Raw genomic sequence first — 16,439 nt, forward strand, 5'->3', positions numbered from 1 at the left:
GGTCAATGAACGGTGACGTAAAGGTGAACAGCGGGGGCCTGGTGGGCACGTTCGGGCGAGAACGTACGATCGGTGACCGTGCAAGGTTCGGAGAACTCTTCCCGTCGCGGCCGTCGCTCCTCCACCATGGGCGGCATGCCACTGAACGACATGCCGTGGTGGCGCTGGCGCAGCAATGTGCGCTCCGCGCTGCACATGCTCTCCGACCCCGCGTTCCAGCAGAACGTCTGGCTGACCGGCGTCGAGGGGTACGGGGACGTCACCGACGCCGTGTACCGCCTCGTCGAGGACACCTGGCTGGACAACTGGTCCGCCGAGAAGTACGTCGGCACGATCTTCCGGGACTCCCAGGAGGCGGCCCTCGTCGACACCGCCGTGCTGCGCGTGCTGCGGATCATGCACCAGGTCGGCCCCGACGCCCCCGTCTCCGTGTACATGGAGAACCCGGGCTGGCCGGACGCGGTGCGGGCGGCGCGGGACGCGCACGTGCGGATGGCGGCGGCCGACGGGGAGGACCCGGACGCACCGCCGCGCACGCTCCAGGTGCTCCAGATCATGACCCGGTCCGCGTGACGGACGCGGTGTCTGCGGCGGCGAGGGATATGCGACCCTGTCCTGCATGAACGCGCAGTCCCCCCGGGCCGAGGCCCCGGCCGAGCAGTACGTCCTGACCCTGTCCTGCCCCGACAAGCAGGGCATCGTGCACGCCGTGTCGAGCTACCTCTTCATGACCGGCTGCAACATCGAGGACAGCCAGCAGTTCGGCGACCACGACACGGGTCTGTTCTTCATGCGCGTCCACTTCTCGGCGGAGGCCCCGGTCACCGTGGACAAGCTGCGGGCGTCCTTCGCGGCGATCGGTGACTCCTTCCACATGGACTGGCAGATCAACCGGGCCGAGGACCGGATGCGGATCGTGCTCATGGTCAGCAAGTTCGGGCACTGCCTGAACGACCTGCTGTTCCGGGCGCGGATCGGTGCCCTCCCGGTGGACATCGCCGCCGTGGTCTCCAACCACACCGACTTCGCCGAGCTCGTGGGGTCGTACAACCTTCCCTTCCACCACATTCCGGTGACACGGGAGAACAAGGCCGAGGCGGAGGCGCGGCTGCTGGAGCTGGTGCGGGAGCAGGACGTCGAACTGGTCGTCCTCGCCCGGTACATGCAGGTCCTCTCCGACGACCTGTGCAAGCAGCTGAGCGGCCGGATCATCAACATCCACCACTCCTTCCTGCCGAGCTTCAAGGGCGCGAAGCCCTATCACCAGGCTCATGCGCGGGGTGTGAAGCTGATCGGGGCGACGGCGCACTACGTGACCGCCGACCTCGACGAGGGGCCGATCATCGAGCAGGAGGTCGAGCGGGTGGGGCACGACGTGACGCCGGACCAGCTGGTGGCGATCGGGCGGGACGTGGAGTGCCAGGCGCTGGCGCGGGCGGTCAAGTGGCATGCCGAGCGTCGGATTCTGCTCAACGGGCGGCGGACGGTCGTTTTCGCCTAGGAGCTCGGGGCTGGTTGTCGTGGGGCGGCTGCGGGTCGTCTGTGGCTGGTCGCGCAGTTCCCCGCGCCCCTGAGGTACGTCCAGCTGAACTTCTTCAGGGGCGCGGGGAACTGCGCGACCGGCCCCCACCGGCCGGCAGCCGCCCACGAGACCGCAACCCGCCCCTACATACGGCTCATGCTCGCCGCCGCGTACAGGACGTCCCTGATCGCCTCCCGGTCGCCCACCTGCCCCGCCGCCGCCTCCGCCGGAGGCACATGGCCCGCGGCCAGCTGGCAGAACTCCACGCCGTCGAGGGCGACATGGGCCACCTCATGCTCCGCCGAGCCCAGTGCCGCGGGGGAGTCGAGAGGGATCAGCCACTCTCCGCCCCCGTGGCCCTCGATCTCCAGACGCAGGGTGCGGCCGGGCATGCCCGCGGGGACCAGGTGCCGTCCGTGGGCCGGTGCCGCCAACCCCTTCTGGCGCCGGTCCGCCAGCACCGCGGGAAGCATCCGCGCGGCCAGGTCGATCATGCGGTTCAGGTGGCGGGGGGACGGCGGCTCGTAGGGGTAGTCCACCGCGTCCGCGATGTCCTCCGCGTGGACCCAGCACTCGAAGGCCCGGTCCAGCATCGCGTCGTGCAGCGGCAGCGAGAAGTCGCCGTAGGGCACGGCGAGTTTGCCGGTGGTGCCGCCGGTGAAGGACACCGTGCGCACGAGGTCGTGGCTCTGCTCGCGCCAGGGGGTGCGGACCGAGCGGGTCGGCGGGAAGTGCGAGGCGCGCCAGTAGGCCTCGGTGCGGCCGGCCGGGGTGGGCGCGTCCGCGGGGGTCTCGCCCATGGGGTCGTCCAGGCCCAGCGCGACCGCGACGAGGCCGTCGACCGACAGCAGGTGGGCCATCACCCCGGCGACCGTCGTACGGCGGCTCGTGGCCTCGTCGGCGTCGAACCAGCGCAGCCGCACCGGGGCGTGCCACTCGGCGTCGCCGAAGTCCTGGAGCAGGGCGTCGAGACGGGCGGTCTCGGCGTCGTAGGGCAGGGCCCACTTGGGGATCGGGATGCGCGGTGGGCGGCGCTCCAGGCAGCTGTCCAGGACGCGGGTGCGCAGACCGGGGTCCAGGTCGAGGCTCTCCGGGCGCTGGAGCAGCCCGACGGCCCCGCGCAGCCGCAGTGCCTCCTCGGCGCAGGAGCCGCAGTCGCCGAGGTGGTCCTCCACGGCTGCGGTCTCCTCCGCGGAGCACGCGGCCAGCGCCCACGCCCCGAGCAGCGACTTCAGCACCTGGTGCTCCAGCACGAGGGGCGCGGGCGGCGGGAGCTCGTCCAGCTCGGGCAGCGGGCGGCCGGTGTCCTCGACGGAGGCACGGGGCAGGGGTATGCGGGGCGGCTGGTCCGGCCGGCCGGAGGGGTTGTCGCCGTCGTCGGTGCCGTCGCCCGAGCCGCCTTCGCTGCCGTGGCCTGAGCTGCCCACGGGTGTGCTCCGCTCCTCGATGTCGTCGCCGGTCCCCTTGTCGGGATCCTCGTCGTGCTCGTCGTACGCCTCGAAACGGTCGCTCACGCCGCGCCCCCGTATCCCGGCGGAGCACCGGGCGCCCCGGTGTCGTGGGCGGTCGACAGGAGTTGCAGGCCGAGGCGCAGGCGGCGGCGGGCCTCGTCCTCGGTGATGCTGAGGTCGGCGGCGGCCTGGCGGTAGTCGCGGCGCTGGAAGTAGGCGAGCTCCAGGGCGGCCCGCAGCGGGGTGGGCATGGCCTGGACGATGTAGTCGGCGCGGGCGGCGACGGAGGCGCGGTGCACCTTGCGCTCGAGCTCCTCGGTGTCGGCGACCGCGCCCTCACCGCCCTGGGTGAGTGCGGCGGTCTCGGTGGCGCGCAGCCGCTGCACGGCCAGGCGGTGGGTCAGTCCGGCGACCCAGGAGCGCAGCGGGCCCTGCTGGGGGTCGTAGGTCTCGGGGTGCTCCCAGACGTGGGCGAAGACGTCCCGGGTGATGCCGTCGGCGGCGCGTTCGTCGCCGAGCACGCGGTGGGCGAGACCGTGCACAAGTGAAGCGAAACGGTCGTAGAACTCGCCCAGGGCGGCCGCCTCACCGCGTGCGAGCCGCTGCTGCATCTTGCGGTCCCAGCGGGGTGGTGCGTCCTTCTTCGCCATACGGCCCCCTCACCCCTGGAGTGTCCGAGTCAAGCCTGAGCCCACCGTCTCCTCGAATGTAGTCGGCACCCCCGACAGCGCACGCCCCTTTGTTCCAATGCGCGCCCCCCGAGGGCCCGCGAGTGGTAGTGGACCTTGCCTACCCTGTCGCCCTCTGATCAGACACGATCGAACAGGATCGAAGTCGACTAAAACAAGCCTCTTTCAAACGATTTCTGTTTCTCGGTCTGTGTTTCAGGGAACGGCCGCTGGGCAGCAGCGCTGCACGGAAGCGTAGGTGTGGCCTCCGTTTGTTTACCGGCGGATGAAGGGCATGGTGGTGGCGTTCAAGGTGACCGGCGACGAGCAGGGCGACTGGGCCGTGCTCAGGGTGTCGGGCGAGCTGGACCTGGTGACCTCACCGGTGCTCCGCCAGCACGTCCACGACGTGGTGGCCGAGGGCCGTCACAGTCTCGTCCTCGACCTCTCCGACGTGTACTTCTGTGACTCCAGCGGTGTGGGTGTCCTCATAGCCTCCCGCCGCCTGATCCGCTCCTGCCAGGGCGAACTGCGCCTGATCCTGCCGGCCGAGGGCGCCCCCGACGGCTCCCACGTCAACCGCGTCCTCGGGGCGCTGGGCGTGCGCCGCCTGTTCGACGTCCACCCGGACGTGGACTCGGCGACCGACGAGGAGGCGGGACCACTGTCCGCATGAGGTCCCCCTCTGCCGCACGGTTGTCCCTCTGCCACACGGTTGTCCCGAAATTCCCCCGGTCCTGGCACAACGGCCCCCTTCCGGCCCCCGGGGCGTCACGCGCGTCGTACGCTCCGAGCGAGATGCCCCCGATGCGATGTGAGGCGGTCCGAGAAGACATGGTCAGCAGCGAGTACGAGCGCAGGATCGCCGGCCGGTTCGTCACCTTCGACCAGGACGGCAACGGCTACATCGACCGCGAGGACTTCAACGTGGCGGCCAAGGCGCTGCTCGCCGAGTTCGGCACCACGGCACGCTCCGACAAGGGGCAGGCGCTGTACGCCGGCGCGGAGGCGTTCTGGCAGGGGATGGCCGGGATCGCGGACCGGGACGGCGACCAGCGGATCACCCGGGACGAGTTCGTGAACGGCGCGGTCAAGCGGCTGCGCGACAACCCGGACCGGTTCGCCGAGATCGCCCGCCCCTTCCTGCACGCGGCGATCGACGTGGCCGACCAGGACGGCGACGGACGCGCCACCGTGGCGGACACCGCGCGCGTGCTCAGGATCCTGGGCGTCACCGAGGACCTCGCGGGCACGGTCGCCGCCGCCCTGGACACCGACGGCGACGGCAAGATCGGCGAGACAGAGATCGTGCCCGCCTTCGCCCGCTACTGCACAGTCCCCGAATAACCCCACCGGGGCCTGCCGGCCGGATCGGGCCGACTGGGGGAGGGCCCTGACGTGCGTGAGCGGGATCCGATGCGCCGCGACCGCAAGGCGGCACGTCCCGGACGGGCGGTGTCGAGGCGGGGCCCTGACGGGCGGGCGGTGCCGAGGCGGGCCTCTGACGGACGGGTGGTGTCGATGCGGGCCTCTGACGGACGGGTGGTGTCGATGCGGGCCCCTCCCGGTCCTCCTGCCCTGCCGGCCCTCCCGGACGGGCGGTGTCGATGCAGGCCCCTGACGGGCGGGCGGTGTCGAGGCGGGGCCCCTCCCGGCCCTCCTGCCCTGCCGGTCCCCCCGGGCGAGCGGTGGTCGATGCGGGGCCCCTCCCGGCCCTCCAACCCTCCCGATCCGCTCGGCCCTCCCGACCCTCTCGGCCCTCCCGACCCTCTCGGCCCTCCCGGCCAGGCGCCGGGGTGTCGGCGACCGGCAGGGGTGCGGCGGATCGGTGCGTCCAGCCGCGCGTCGTCGGCGTGGTCCGTCCGGCGGGCGCTAGGTCGCCAGTCCGCCGAAGCGCTCCCGCAGCTTGTACTTGAGGACCTTGCGCAGGGTCTCGTTGCGTGGCAGGGCGTCCACCACCTCCAGCTGTTCCGGCAGCTTGTGCGTCGACAGCCCTTGCGCGCGCAGGTACTCCGTCACGGTGTCCAGGGTCAACTCCGAGGCTGACTCGGGCTGTTCCACCACCGCACACACGCGTTCCCCGCGCTCGGCGTCCGGCAGGCCGATCACCGCCACGTCCCCGACGGCCGGATGCGCGGCCAGCAGGTCCTCGATCTCCTTCGCCGAGATGTTCTCGCCCTTGCGGATGATCACGTCCTTGAGCCGCCCGGTGAGCACGAGATGGCCGGTCGCGGTGAGATGCCCGAGGTCGCCCGTACGCAGATAGCCCTCCTCGTCGAAGGCCTCCGCCGTCTGCGCCGGATCCAGATACCCCTGGCACACGGCCTCCCCCTTCAGCCGCACCTCCCCGTCCACGATCCGCACGGACATCCCCTCCGGAGGCCTGCCCTCGGTCGTCGCCAGGTTCTCCACCGTGTCGTCCGGCGCCCCCATGGTGATCATCGGCACCTCGGTCATGCCGTACCCGTGGGTGAGCTGCACCCCCAACTCCCGTACGACGGCGTGATAGACCTCCGGCGGCTTGGGCGCCCCGCCACCGGCCAGCAGCCGCAGACTCGGGATGATCCTCTCGGCGGGCCGCTTGCGCTGCTCGGTGAGGAACATCGAGTAGAACGCCGTCGAACCGCCCGCCACCGTCACCCCGTGCCTGCGGTAGCCCTCCAGCGCGTCCGGCAGCGCGAACTGCTCGAACATCACCGCCGGGAAGCCGTACAGCAGCAGCATCACGGTGTAGTCAGGGCCCGCTATGTGGGCGTAGGGGAAGGCCATCGACCCCACGTCGTCCGGCGTCAGGTGCAGCGCATGCGCCAGGCAGGAGCCGCCCGCGATCAGCGAACGGTCCGTGTGCAGCACGCCCTTGGGGTCGGAGGTGGTCCCCGAGGTCCAGTAGATCCACCGGACCGCGGTGCCGTCGGCGGGCGGGGCGGGCAGCACGGCCGGATCGCCGTCCGGGAGGTCGTCGTACGCCTCGAAGATCCCCTTGGCGCCGAGCCGCCGGGCCATCTCGGTGTGGTCGAAGCCGCGCCAGACGCCCGGCACCGCGAAGAACTCCGCCTTCGACTCCCGGAGGGCGAAGCCGACTTCGCGGTCCCGGTAGAAGGGGATGACCGGCGACTGCACCGCGCCCAGGCGGGCGAGCGCGAAGGAGAGCAGGGCCGTCTCGATACGGGTGGGCAGCTGCCAGGCGACGACCGTGCCGGGGCGTACGCCCATGTCGTACAGGCCGGCCGCCACCCGCTCGGCCCGCGTGCGGAGTTCGCCGAAGGTGAGCGTGCGGTCGTCCTGGAGGAGGACCGGGCGGTCGGGGGTCAGGTCGGCGCGGCGGGCGACCAGCTCCCACAGGGTGCGGGACGCGCTGAGCGCATGGGCGGTGTCGGTCACGGCGGCCCCCTCGTGCGGTGACAGATCTGACGGGCAGTCAGATCGTGGCAGAGCGTAGGGCTCGACGCCTTGTCGGTCCAGGGGTGCGGGACTTAGCCTGCCAGAATCTGACGATTCATCAGGTAGGGGCGGCTGTCATGGACCTCGCGTACACGCCGGAGGAGGAGGAGTTCCGGGCGCGGCTGCGCGAGTGGCTCGCCAAGGCCCTCCCCACGCTCCCGCCGAAGCCGTCCCCGCAGGACTGGCCCGGACGCAGGGCGTACGACCTCGGCTGGCAGCGCATGCTCTACGACGCCGGGTACGCGCACGTGCACTGGGACGCCTCGCCGACCACGCGGCTGATCTTCCTGGAGGAGACCGAGACCGCGGGCGCCCCCTATGTGGGCGCAGGGTTCGTCGGACTGCTGCACGCCGGGCCGACCGTCGCCGCGGAAGGCACCGCCGAGCAGCGGGAACGCTGGCTGCCGCCGATCCTGCGCGGCGAGGAGGTCTGGTGCCAGGGCTTCAGCGAACCGGACGCCGGCAGCGACCTGGCCGCGCTGCGCACGCGGGCCCGCAGGGACGGCGACGACTACGTGGTGACCGGGTCCAAGATCTGGACCTCGCACGCCGAAGTGGCTGACTGGTGCGAGCTGTTGGTGCGGACCGATCCGGCGGCCCCGAAGCATCGCGGGATCACCTGGCTGGCCATGCCGATGTCCGCGCCCGGGGTCGAGGTACGGCCCCTGCGGACGCTCGCCGGGTCCACCGAGTTCGCCGAGGTCTTCCTCGACGAGGTGCGGGTGCCGGTCGCGAACCGGGTGGGCGAGGAGAACGACGGCTGGCGCGTGACCATGGTGACGCTGTCCTTCGAGCGCGGGACGGCGTTCGTGGGGGAGGTGGTCGCCTGTCGGCGGGTGCTTCGGTCCGTTGCGGCTGAGGCTCGGGACAACGGGTGGTGGGACGACCCTTCTGTGCGGCGGCGGTTGGGGCGGCTCAACGCGGAGTTCCGGGCCCTGTGGCGGCTCACGCAGTGGAACGTGAGCGAGGCGGAGGCGAGTGGTGGGGTGCCGGGGGTGGGGGGTTCCGTCTTCAAGCTCCGGTATTCGCATGCGCGGCAGGAGTTGTACGACGTGGCGGCGGAGGTGCTGGGGGTGGAGTCGCTGGATCTTGAGCGTGGGTGGGTGCTCGAGCGGCTGTCGTCGTTGTCGTACACGATCGCGGCGGGGACTTCCCAGATTCAGCGGAACATCGTGGCCGAGCGGGTTCTTGGGTTGCCGAAAGGGCGGTGAGTGCGGGGTGCGGTGGTTTGGCGAGTGCGGGCCGGTGGGGGCTGGTCGCGCCCACGCGGCGGAGCCGCATATCGATACAGCCCCGCGCCCCTGGGGAGGTCACCGCGACCAGCGTTGAGAAGGGGCCTGGGTGTGCGGTTTCAACTGACTGATGATCAGGTGGCGTTGCGGGACGGCGTGCGGGGGTTGCTTGCCCGGCGGTTCGATGGGGCGGCGCTGCGGGATGCTGTGGAGGCTCCCGGGCTGGACCGTGGGCTGTGGCGGGAACTGGGTGCCGCTGGGTTCTTTTCGCTGCGGGTGCCCGAGGCTGACGGCGGGGTCGGACTCGGTCTGCCTGAGGCCGTGTTGGTCTTCGAGGAGGCCGGTCGGGTGCTGTTGCCCGGACCGCTGGTGGCGACCCACCTCGCCGCCGGTGTCGTGGAGGGGGCCGCCGACGGGGAGGTCGTGGTGGCCGGTGTCGATTCCGGTGGGCTCGTGGAGTGGCTGGACGCGGCGGACGTCGTGCGCGGCGATGCCAGCGGGGCCGTACCTCTGACCTCGGTGGATCCGCTCACCCCGCTGCACCGGGTGCCCGGGGCAGGCGCGCGTGCCGTCGATCCGGTCGCCGTGCTGCTCACCGCCGCCGAGCAGCTGGGCACGGCCACGCGTGCGTGCGAGCTGGCCGTCCAACACGCCCGGACCCGGGAGCAGTTCGGGCAGCCGATCGGGGCGTTCCAGGCGGTCAAGCATCTGTGCGCGGGGATGCTGGTGCGGGCGGAGACGGCACGGGCCGCGGTGTACGCGGCCGCCGTGACCGCCGACCCGGTGGACATCGCCGCGGCCCGGCTGCTGGCCGACGAGGCGGCCGAACGGGGGGCCCGCGACTGCCTCCAGGTGCACGGTGGGATGGGGTTCACCTGGGAGTGCGAGGTGCAGCTGCTGTTGAAGCGGGCCTGGGTGCGGGCCCGGCGGGGCGGCGGCGGTGCGGAGAGCGAGGAGTCGCTCGCCGCCGATCTGTTGGCCTGAGGCGGCCCACGGACTGCCGGTCTCCGGTGCGCCCGGTGTGGATGTCGCGGATTGTGGCATACCGGAATCACGGAGCGTTGATATCGGGTTGTGTCCTATGTGTGACTCGTCACGTCCTGGAGTCGGCGGCCTGCTCCGGTACCTTGTGTGAGATGCGAGTGGTTCGGAGCCTGAGCCATGCCGGTGTTGCCGAGGGGGCCGCGCCGGACCCGCCGGTGCGCGCCGCTGCTCGCAGGTCGGACAGGCCTGGACCTGCCGCCTGTTCGACTCCCCGCCGCGAGCGTCGCACAGTATCCCGCACGGGTACTCCTTCGCGCTGGAATATGCCCGAAGCGCTTGTTGGGGTGACTGTACGTCAACCATGCTGTCTCGTAAGGGACTCACGTTCTGTGACCCCGGCTTTGGCCATTGTTCTGGCCATGAAAAAAATGGCTACGATCGTGGCCCTCGTGAGGCGCGAGGCCATGGGCCCGCCGGTTCGGATGGTGTGAGCGGTGCAGGTGCTTCAAGTGCAGTTGGAGATCCGGCCCGACCCCGCAGAAGTGGGGCGAGCCCGGCGGTGGGCCCGCGCGCGGCTCGTCGGATCCGGGGTGGGGGCCGACGAACCGCTTGCCGAGACCCTGATCCTGCTCGTGTCCGAACTGGTCACCAACGCCGTGGTGCACACCGGTCGGCCTGCCGTGCTGCGGCTGTCCCTGCCGGGCGGGGAGGCGGAGGCGGAGACGGTACCCGTCCGCCTGGAGGTGGCCGACCGCAGCGGTCTGGCTCCGGTGCCGCGGTGGGTGGACGGCGACGCGACCGGCGGCCGCGGCCTCGCTCTGGTGGACGGCCTCGCCGACCGCTGGGGCTGGAGCCGGGAGGGCGCCGGCAAGAGCATCTGGTGCGAACTCGACCGCTGTGAGCGGCCGCAGCAGGACACGAAGGTCTACGACATCGAGGCGGCGGCCTATGAGGGGCTGGCGTTCGAGGCGGTGTGACCGGAGCGGGGGCCGCCCCGGGGAGTGCTCGTCGTAGTGACTGGTCAGGGCTTGCCCGTCGTGGTGGCTGGTCAGAGCTTGCCCGTCGTGGTGTCCGGGGCCTGCCCGCGGGGGTGTTCTGGGCGTGCTCGTGGCGATGGTCCCGGGCCCACCCATGGCGATGTCCCCGGGGCCTGCTCGTCGTATGGTCGCCCGCCGTTCGCATGGTCGCGGACTGCCCGTCGTACGGTGGTGGATCTGCCTGGCTGGTGGCGGGGGACGTGCCCGGCCCTTGGCCGCCAACTTGCCTGGCTCGTGGGCGCCGACCCCAGGGCCCGGGGGCGTGGACTCGCCCAGCCCGTGGTCGCCAAACCGCCAGCCCGCCGCCAACCCGTACGGCCCGTGGTCGTTGACTCGCCCAGCCTGTGGCCGGCAATCCGCCAACCCAGTACGGCCCGTGGTCGTGCACTCACCCAGGCCCTGGCCGCCACACCGCCAGGCCCTGGTTGCCAACCCGCCCAGCCCGGAGGTCGCCAACCCACCCGGCCCCCGGTCCCGGAAGCCCCCCGGCGCACAGGGCGTGGCGCTCGCCCCCCGCCCAGGGAATCGCCCGGCGCATGGTTGCAGAAAGCCGCCCCGGCCCTCCTCGCGGTGTGCCGGTGCGCCGGGGGGTGCATCGGTGCGCGGCGGTGCGAAACCGGACGTAAGTCACTATTCGGCTGTGCGGTGTTGACGCACTGTGTTCGATTGATCACGCTGGTGTCAGCGATTCGCCGCGAGGGGACGCCGAGGGCCTCGGTGACGGAGGTCCTCGACGAGAGTGGATCGTGAGGCGGTGTCGACTCCCCCAGGGCACAGGGGAGTCGATGACGGCGGCGCGCGACGTCGAGCTCGGGGCGGGCCTGCGCGCGCCGCCGACCGACCCCTCAGAGGACCGCCACCGGGGCCACCGGCGTACCGGTGCCGCCGACGAACGGCTCGGGCATCGCCGACAGCAGGAACGCGTAGCGGCCCTCTTCTCCACAGGCTGTGGACAATTCCTCCAGGTTCCAGTTCTGGCCCTGGAGCATCCCCATCTCCACCAGGTCCAGCGCGTGCACCGGCAGCCACAGGTCCTCGATCTCCGGCGGGAAGACTTCGAAGGTCAGGGTGTCATTGGCGACCGCCGCGACATCGCGCGCGTGGAACCACTCCGGAGTACGGACCGACAGGCCCGGCGAGGGGTAGGCGTAGGCCTCCCTGTCCCCTGCCAGGTACGCCTGGATCTGCCCGGTCCGTACGAGCACGACGTCACCGGCACGCACCCGCGTGCCCGCGAGTTCCTCCGCCGCCTCCAGGTCTTCCGGCGTCACCGCGTGCCCCCCGTCGAGCCGCGCCACGCCCCGCGCGCGGGCCACATCCAGGAGCACCCCGCGCGAGACGACGTGCCGCGCCTTGTCGATGCCGCTGAACTCGGCGCCGCCGTGCGGGGTGATGGTGCCGGCCGGGCGGCCGTTGTAGAGCATCCCCGAGTGCGAGGCGTGGGTGAGCGCGTCCCAGTGGGTGGCCGCCTGGAGCCCCATGGTCACCACGTCGTCGCTGCACGCGACCGTCCCCGGGCCGAAGAGCTCCTGGTTGATCTGCACCATCGTGTGCAGGGGGTTGACCCGGCCCGGCATCACCCCGGTCTGCACGCCGTCCTGCTTCAAGGGGAGCGCCAAGGGGACGCGGCGCCCGGTGCGGACCGTCGCCACCGCCTCGCGGACGACCTCGTCGGTGATCAGGTTCAGGGTGCCGATCTCGTCGTCGGCGCCCCAACGCCCCCAGTTGTTCACGCGCTTGGCGATGTCGTGGAACGCGGCCGGAAGTGACATCGGGCCCTCCCCGGGGCTTGTGTCCGCACATCTGACGGGTCATAAAATCTAACGGTCCGTCAGAAACCGCGGGAAGGGGCCGGGCGTGGGGAACTTCTTGGCAGGCAAGGTGGTCGCCGTTACCGGCGCGGGGCGGGGGATCGGACGAGCGGTGGCCCTGGCCGCGGCGGCCGAGGGGGCCAAGGTCGTCGTCAACGACTACGGCGTCTCCGTGGACGGGGCGTCCCCCACGAGCGAGGTCGCCTCCGCGGTGGTGAAGGAGATCGAGGCGGCCGGGGGTGAGGCCGTCGCCGTGGCCGACGACATCTCGACCATGGCGGGCGGCCAGCGGGTCGTCGACACCGCGCTGGCCTCCTACGGGCGGCTCGACGGGGTGGTGTGCGTGGCCGGGATCCTGCGCGAGCGGATGCTGTTCAACATGTCCGAGGAGGAGTGGGATCCGGTCCTCGCGACCCATCTCAAGGGGACGTTCACCGTCTTCCGGGCGGCCTCCGCGGTGATGCGGCAGCAGCGGGCCGGGACGTTGATCGGGTTCACCAGCGGAAACCACCAGGGGTCCTTCTCGCAGGCCAACTACAGCGCCGCGAAAGGCGGGATCATCTCGCTCGTGCGCAGCGCGGCCCTCGCGATGCACAAGTACGGGGTGACCGCGAACGCGGTGGCGCCGGTGGCTCGTACGCGGATGTCGGCGAACGTCCCCTTCGACCTGGCGGAGATCGGGGAGCCGGAGGACGTGGCCGCGATGGTGGTGTATCTGCTGTCCTCGCGGGCCCGGGAGATCACCGGGCAGGTGTACACGGTGGCGGGGTCGAAGATCGCGGTGTGGGCGCAGCCGCGGGAGGTGCGTGCCGCGTATGCCTCCGGCGGGTGGACGCCCGAGTCGATCGCGGAGTTCTTGCCGGGGTCGGTGGGGGTGGATCCGATGCCGTTGCTTTCGGGGCCGGGCGCCTAGTCATTGAGGGGTGCGCGTCGAAGGGCGGCTGCGGGTCGGTTGTGGCCGGTCGCGCAGTTCCCCGCGCCCCTGGGTGGGACTCCGGGGCCTGAGCGGAGAGGAGACCTTCGTGGAGTTCGGGTTCACCGAGGAGGACGAGGCGTTCCGTACCGAAGTGCGGGAATGGCTCGCCGGCCACACCAATGACTGTCAGGACCGCCGTAGCTGGGAACGCACCCTCGGCAAGTCCGGGTGGATCGGGCTCGGTTGGAGTGAGTCCGGATACGGCAACCGGACCGCCACCCTCACCCGACAAGTCGTCTGGGCCGAGGAGTACGCGCGGTCCGGGGCGCCCGCGCGGTCCGGGCACATCGGGGAGAAGTTGCTGGCGCCCACTCTTCTCGCGCATGGCAGTGAGGAGCAGAAGGCCCGGTTCCTGCCTCCCGTCGCCGCCGGGGACGAGTTGTGGTGTCAGGGGTACAGCGAGCCCGGGGCCGGGTCCGATCTCGCCGGGGTGCGGACCAGGGCCGTGCGGGACGGGGACGGGACGTACCGGATCAGTGGGCAGAAGATCTGGACCTCGCTGGCGCACGAGGCGGACTGGTGCTTCGTGCTGGCCCGTACCGATCCCGGGTCGAGCCGGCACCGCGGGCTGTCCTTCCTCCTCGTCCCCATGGATCAGCCGGGGCGCGTCGAGGTGCGGCCCATTCGGCAGATGACCGGGACCAGCGAGTTCAACGAGGTCTTCTTCGACGGGGCGCACGCGCGTGCGGAGCATGTCGTCGGGGGTGAGGGGAACGGCTGGCGGGTGGCCATGAGCCTGCTGGGCTTCGAGCGCGGGGTGTCCACCCTGGCCCAACAGGTCGGGTTCGCGCAGGAGTTGGACCGGGTGGTGCGGGCCGCCGTGCGCAGTGACGCGGTCGCCGATCCGGTCGTACGGGGCCTGCTCGTGCGGCAGTGGGCCGAGTTGCGGGTCATGCGGTGGAACGCGCTGCGGACGCTGGGTGGTTCGGGGGACACCGGGGCGCCCAATGTGGCCAAGCTGCTGTGGGCGGGCTGGCATCAGCGGCTCGGTGAGCTGGCGCTGCTCGTGCGCGGGGCGGAGGCCGCGGTCGGGCCCCGGGAATGGTCCCCCGAATCACCGTACGAACTCGACGAGTTGCAGTACCTGTCCCTGTTCTCGCGGGCCGACACCGTCTACGGCGGCTCGGACCAGGTCCAGCGCACCATCATCGCCGAGCGGGTGCTCGGTCTGCCCAGGGAACCCAAGGGGGTCGTCTGATGCGCGGCGTGCTGTTCGACGGGAGGCACCTCCAGGTCGTCGACGATCTGGAGGTGCGGGAACCGGAGGCCGGGGAGGTGCTGGTCGCGATCTCGGCGGCCGGGCTGTGCCACAGCGATCTGTCCGTGGTGGACGGGACCATCCCGTTCCCGGTGCCGGTGGTGCTCGGACACGAGGGCGCCGGGGTCGTGGAGGCTGTGGGGGAGGGGGTCACGCATGTCGGGCCCGGCGACCACGTGGCCCTGTCCACGCTGGCCAACTGCGGGGCCTGCGCCGACTGCGACCGGGGGCGGCCGACCATGTGCCGCAAGGCCATCGGGCGGCCCCGGAAGCCCTTCTCGCGGGGCGGGGAGCGGGTGTTCCAGTTCGCGAGCAACTCCGCCTTCGCGCAGCGGACGGTGGTGAAGGCCGTCCAGGCGGTCAGGATCCCGAAGGACATCCCGCTGACCTCCGCCGCGCTCATCGGGTGCGGAGTGCTGACCGGGGTGGGAGCCGTCCTCAACCGGGCCCGGGTGGACCTCGGGGACAGCGTCCTGGTGATCGGGACCGGCGGGATCGGGCTCAACGTCATCCAGGGCGCGCGGATCGCCGGGGCCTCGCGGATCGTGGCCGTGGACGCCAACCCGGCCAAGGAGGCGGTGGCCCGGCAGTTCGGGGCGAGCGACTTCCTGACGTCGGTGGAGGGGGTGCGGGAGCTGCTGCCGTACGGCGTGGACCACGCCTTCGAGTGCGTGGGGCGGGTCGAACTCGTGCGGGCCGCCATCGACCTGCTGGACCGGCACGGACAGGCGGTACTGCTGGGGACGCCGGCGGCGGGCGCGGAGGCGTCCTTCGTCGTCTCGTCGATGTTCCTGGACAAGTCCGTCCTCGGCTGCCGCTACGGGTCGTCGCGCCCGCAGCGGGACATCCCGAGGTACGCCGAGCTCTACCGCCAGGGACGACTGCTCCTCGACGAACTCGTCACGGAGACCTACCCGATCGAGGACTTCGAGAAGGCGGTCGGGGACGCGGAGGCGGGGCGGGTGGCACGGGGGGTGCTGACCTTCTGAGCCGGCGGTCCCGGGAGTGCCGACCTCCGACCCACCGGTCCGGTCTCGAACCCGGACCCGGCCCGGAAGGTGCGGCGGTACGCGGTCGGGGTGACGCCGAGGGCCGCCTGTAGGTGCTGGCGCATCGACTGGGCCGTGCCGAAGCCCGCGTCGTGGGCCACCTGGTCGACGGAGAGGTCGGTGGACTCCAGCAGGTGCCGGGCGCGCTCCACCCGCTGCTGGGTGAGCCACTGGCCGGGGCTGACGCCGACCTCCTCGCGGAAGCGGCGCGTGAAGGTGCGTACCGACATGGCCTCCTGAGCGGCCATGTCCCGCAGCTGGATCGGCTCGTGGAGGCGGCCCAGCGCCCAGGCGCGCGCCGAGGTGGTGGTCGACGCCTGGGGGTCGGGCACCGGGCGGTGGATGTACTGCGCCTGACCGCCGTCCCGGTGCGGTGGTACGACGGTGCGGCGGGCCACCTCGTTGGCGACCGCCGTGCCGTGGTCGCGGCGGACCATGTGCAGGCACAGGTCGACGCCGGCCGCCACGCCCGCGGACGTCAGGACGTCGCCGTCGTCGATGAACAGGACGTCCGGGTCGACCCTGATCTGCGGGAAGAGCTCCTGGAGCCGGTCGGAGTCGGCCCAGTGCGTGGTGGCGGGGCGGCCGTCCAGGAAGCCGGCGGCGGCCAGGACGTAGACGCCGGTGCAGATGGAGGCGAGCCGGGTGCCGGGGCGGATGTGGGCGAGGGCGGCGGCCAGTTCGTCGGTCAGGACGCCCCGCTCGAAGACCGGGCCCAGTTCGTACGAGGCCGGGACGATCACGGTGTCGGCGGTGGCCAGGATCTCCGGGCCGTGCTCGACCTGGACGGCGAAGTCGGCGTCGGTCCGCACCGGGCCCGGCGGCCGGATCGAGCAGGTGACGACGTCGTACAGCAGCCGCCCCTGGGCGTCCCTGGGGCGGCCGAAGATCCGGTGCGGGATGCCCAGCTCGAAGGGGAGGACCCCGTCCATGGCGAGGACGACGATGCGGTGCGGGCGGAACTGAGGGTCACGCGGTCCTCGACTCATGGCCCGATCCTAACGAATGCT

Annotated in this window: 15 protein-coding genes; 10 read left to right on the forward strand and 5 right to left on the reverse strand. The window is 71.8% G+C overall.

The genetic code is table 11. The features are described from left to right. Positions 1-72: 72 nt before the first annotated feature. Entirely contained in the window at positions 73-573 is a 501-nt protein-coding gene (locus AQJ54_RS36520; RefSeq protein ID WP_078616861.1) for an SCO4402 family protein, read from the forward strand. 46 nt (positions 574-619) lie between these two features. Further along, the gene (purU, locus tag AQJ54_RS36525) at positions 620-1,501 is read left to right on the forward strand and encodes a formyltetrahydrofolate deformylase (RefSeq protein WP_062244972.1); all 882 of its coding nucleotides are present in this window, start codon (positions 620-622) and stop codon (positions 1,499-1,501) included. Positions 1,502-1,665: 164 nt separating this feature from the next. Here the strand turns inward: purU and AQJ54_RS36530 are convergent, their stop codons facing one another. Together AQJ54_RS36530 and AQJ54_RS36535 are read right to left on the reverse strand one after the other, a co-directional pair. Next, a complete protein-coding gene (locus AQJ54_RS36530; protein WP_391147620.1) occupies positions 1,666-2,856 on the reverse strand; it encodes a zf-HC2 domain-containing protein in 1,191 nt (396 codons plus the stop codon). Between the two features lie 176 nt (positions 2,857-3,032). After that, positions 3,033-3,623, reverse strand: coding sequence for a sigma factor (locus tag AQJ54_RS36535; RefSeq protein ID WP_062030340.1), 591 nt, complete (start codon positions 3,621-3,623; stop codon positions 3,033-3,035). 313 nt (positions 3,624-3,936) lie between these two features. Here AQJ54_RS36535 and AQJ54_RS36540 point away from each other — a divergent pair, with 313 nt between their 5' ends. Then, positions 3,937-4,317, forward strand: coding sequence for an STAS domain-containing protein (locus AQJ54_RS36540; RefSeq protein WP_062030463.1), 381 nt, complete (start codon positions 3,937-3,939; stop codon positions 4,315-4,317). A 158-nt stretch (positions 4,318-4,475) separates the two neighbouring features. Continuing rightward, on the forward strand, positions 4,476-4,988 hold the full coding sequence (locus tag AQJ54_RS36545; protein ID WP_062244978.1) for an EF-hand domain-containing protein: 513 nt from the start codon (positions 4,476-4,478) through the stop codon (positions 4,986-4,988). 525 nt (positions 4,989-5,513) lie between these two features. Here the strand turns inward: AQJ54_RS36545 and AQJ54_RS36550 are convergent. Beyond that, on the reverse strand, positions 5,514-7,022 hold the full coding sequence (locus tag AQJ54_RS36550) for a class I adenylate-forming enzyme family protein (protein ID WP_062244981.1): 1,509 nt from the start codon (positions 7,020-7,022) through the stop codon (positions 5,514-5,516). Between the two features lie 137 nt (positions 7,023-7,159). Between AQJ54_RS36550 and AQJ54_RS36555 the strand changes: the two genes are divergently transcribed. The 3 genes from AQJ54_RS36555 to AQJ54_RS36565 all read left to right on the forward strand — a co-directional run bounded on the left by AQJ54_RS36555 (position 7,160) and on the right by AQJ54_RS36565 (position 10,275). Continuing rightward, positions 7,160-8,293 carry an acyl-CoA dehydrogenase family protein gene (locus AQJ54_RS36555; RefSeq protein WP_062244984.1) on the forward strand — a complete coding sequence of 378 codons (1,134 nt, stop codon included), beginning with the start codon at positions 7,160-7,162 and terminating at the stop codon, positions 8,291-8,293. Positions 8,294-8,425: 132 nt separating this feature from the next. Next, entirely contained in the window at positions 8,426-9,298 is an 873-nt protein-coding gene (locus AQJ54_RS36560; RefSeq protein ID WP_062244987.1) for an acyl-CoA dehydrogenase family protein, read from the forward strand. Positions 9,299-9,807: 509 nt separating this feature from the next. Beyond that, positions 9,808-10,275, forward strand: a complete 468-nt coding sequence (locus tag AQJ54_RS36565) for an ATP-binding protein (RefSeq protein WP_062030330.1) — start codon at positions 9,808-9,810, stop codon at positions 10,273-10,275. 905 nt (positions 10,276-11,180) lie between these two features. On the opposite strand, the gene AQJ54_RS36570 is transcribed toward AQJ54_RS36565, so the two are convergent. Next, the gene (locus AQJ54_RS36570; RefSeq protein ID WP_062244990.1) at positions 11,181-12,107 is read right to left on the reverse strand and encodes a cyclase family protein; all 927 of its coding nucleotides are present in this window, start codon (positions 12,105-12,107) and stop codon (positions 11,181-11,183) included. A gap of 85 nt (positions 12,108-12,192) precedes the next feature. Between AQJ54_RS36570 and AQJ54_RS36575 the strand changes: the two genes are divergently transcribed. The 3 genes from AQJ54_RS36575 (at position 12,193) to AQJ54_RS36585 (ending at position 15,369) form a co-directional block, all read left to right on the forward strand. Then, positions 12,193-13,059: an SDR family oxidoreductase gene (locus AQJ54_RS36575; RefSeq protein WP_062030326.1), complete on the forward strand. Its 867-nt coding sequence runs from the start codon at positions 12,193-12,195 to the stop codon at positions 13,057-13,059. A 109-nt stretch (positions 13,060-13,168) separates the two neighbouring features. Beyond that, positions 13,169-14,320 carry an acyl-CoA dehydrogenase family protein gene (locus AQJ54_RS36580; protein WP_062244993.1) on the forward strand — a complete coding sequence of 384 codons (1,152 nt, stop codon included), beginning with the start codon at positions 13,169-13,171 and terminating at the stop codon, positions 14,318-14,320. Then, positions 14,320-15,369, forward strand: coding sequence for a Zn-dependent alcohol dehydrogenase (locus tag AQJ54_RS36585; RefSeq protein WP_062244996.1), 1,050 nt, complete (start codon positions 14,320-14,322; stop codon positions 15,367-15,369). The genes AQJ54_RS36580 and AQJ54_RS36585 overlap by 1 nt, the downstream gene beginning before the upstream one ends. Here the strand turns inward: AQJ54_RS36585 and AQJ54_RS36590 are convergent. Beyond that, on the reverse strand, positions 15,291-16,418 hold the full coding sequence (locus tag AQJ54_RS36590; RefSeq protein WP_062244999.1) for a GlxA family transcriptional regulator: 1,128 nt from the start codon (positions 16,416-16,418) through the stop codon (positions 15,291-15,293). The two genes, AQJ54_RS36585 and AQJ54_RS36590, sit on opposite strands and share 79 nt — an antisense overlap. Positions 16,419-16,439: the final 21 nt, after the last annotated feature.

Source organism: Streptomyces griseorubiginosus, assembly GCF_001514195.1.
Classification (GTDB): domain Bacteria; phylum Actinomycetota; class Actinomycetes; order Streptomycetales; family Streptomycetaceae; genus Streptomyces; species Streptomyces griseorubiginosus.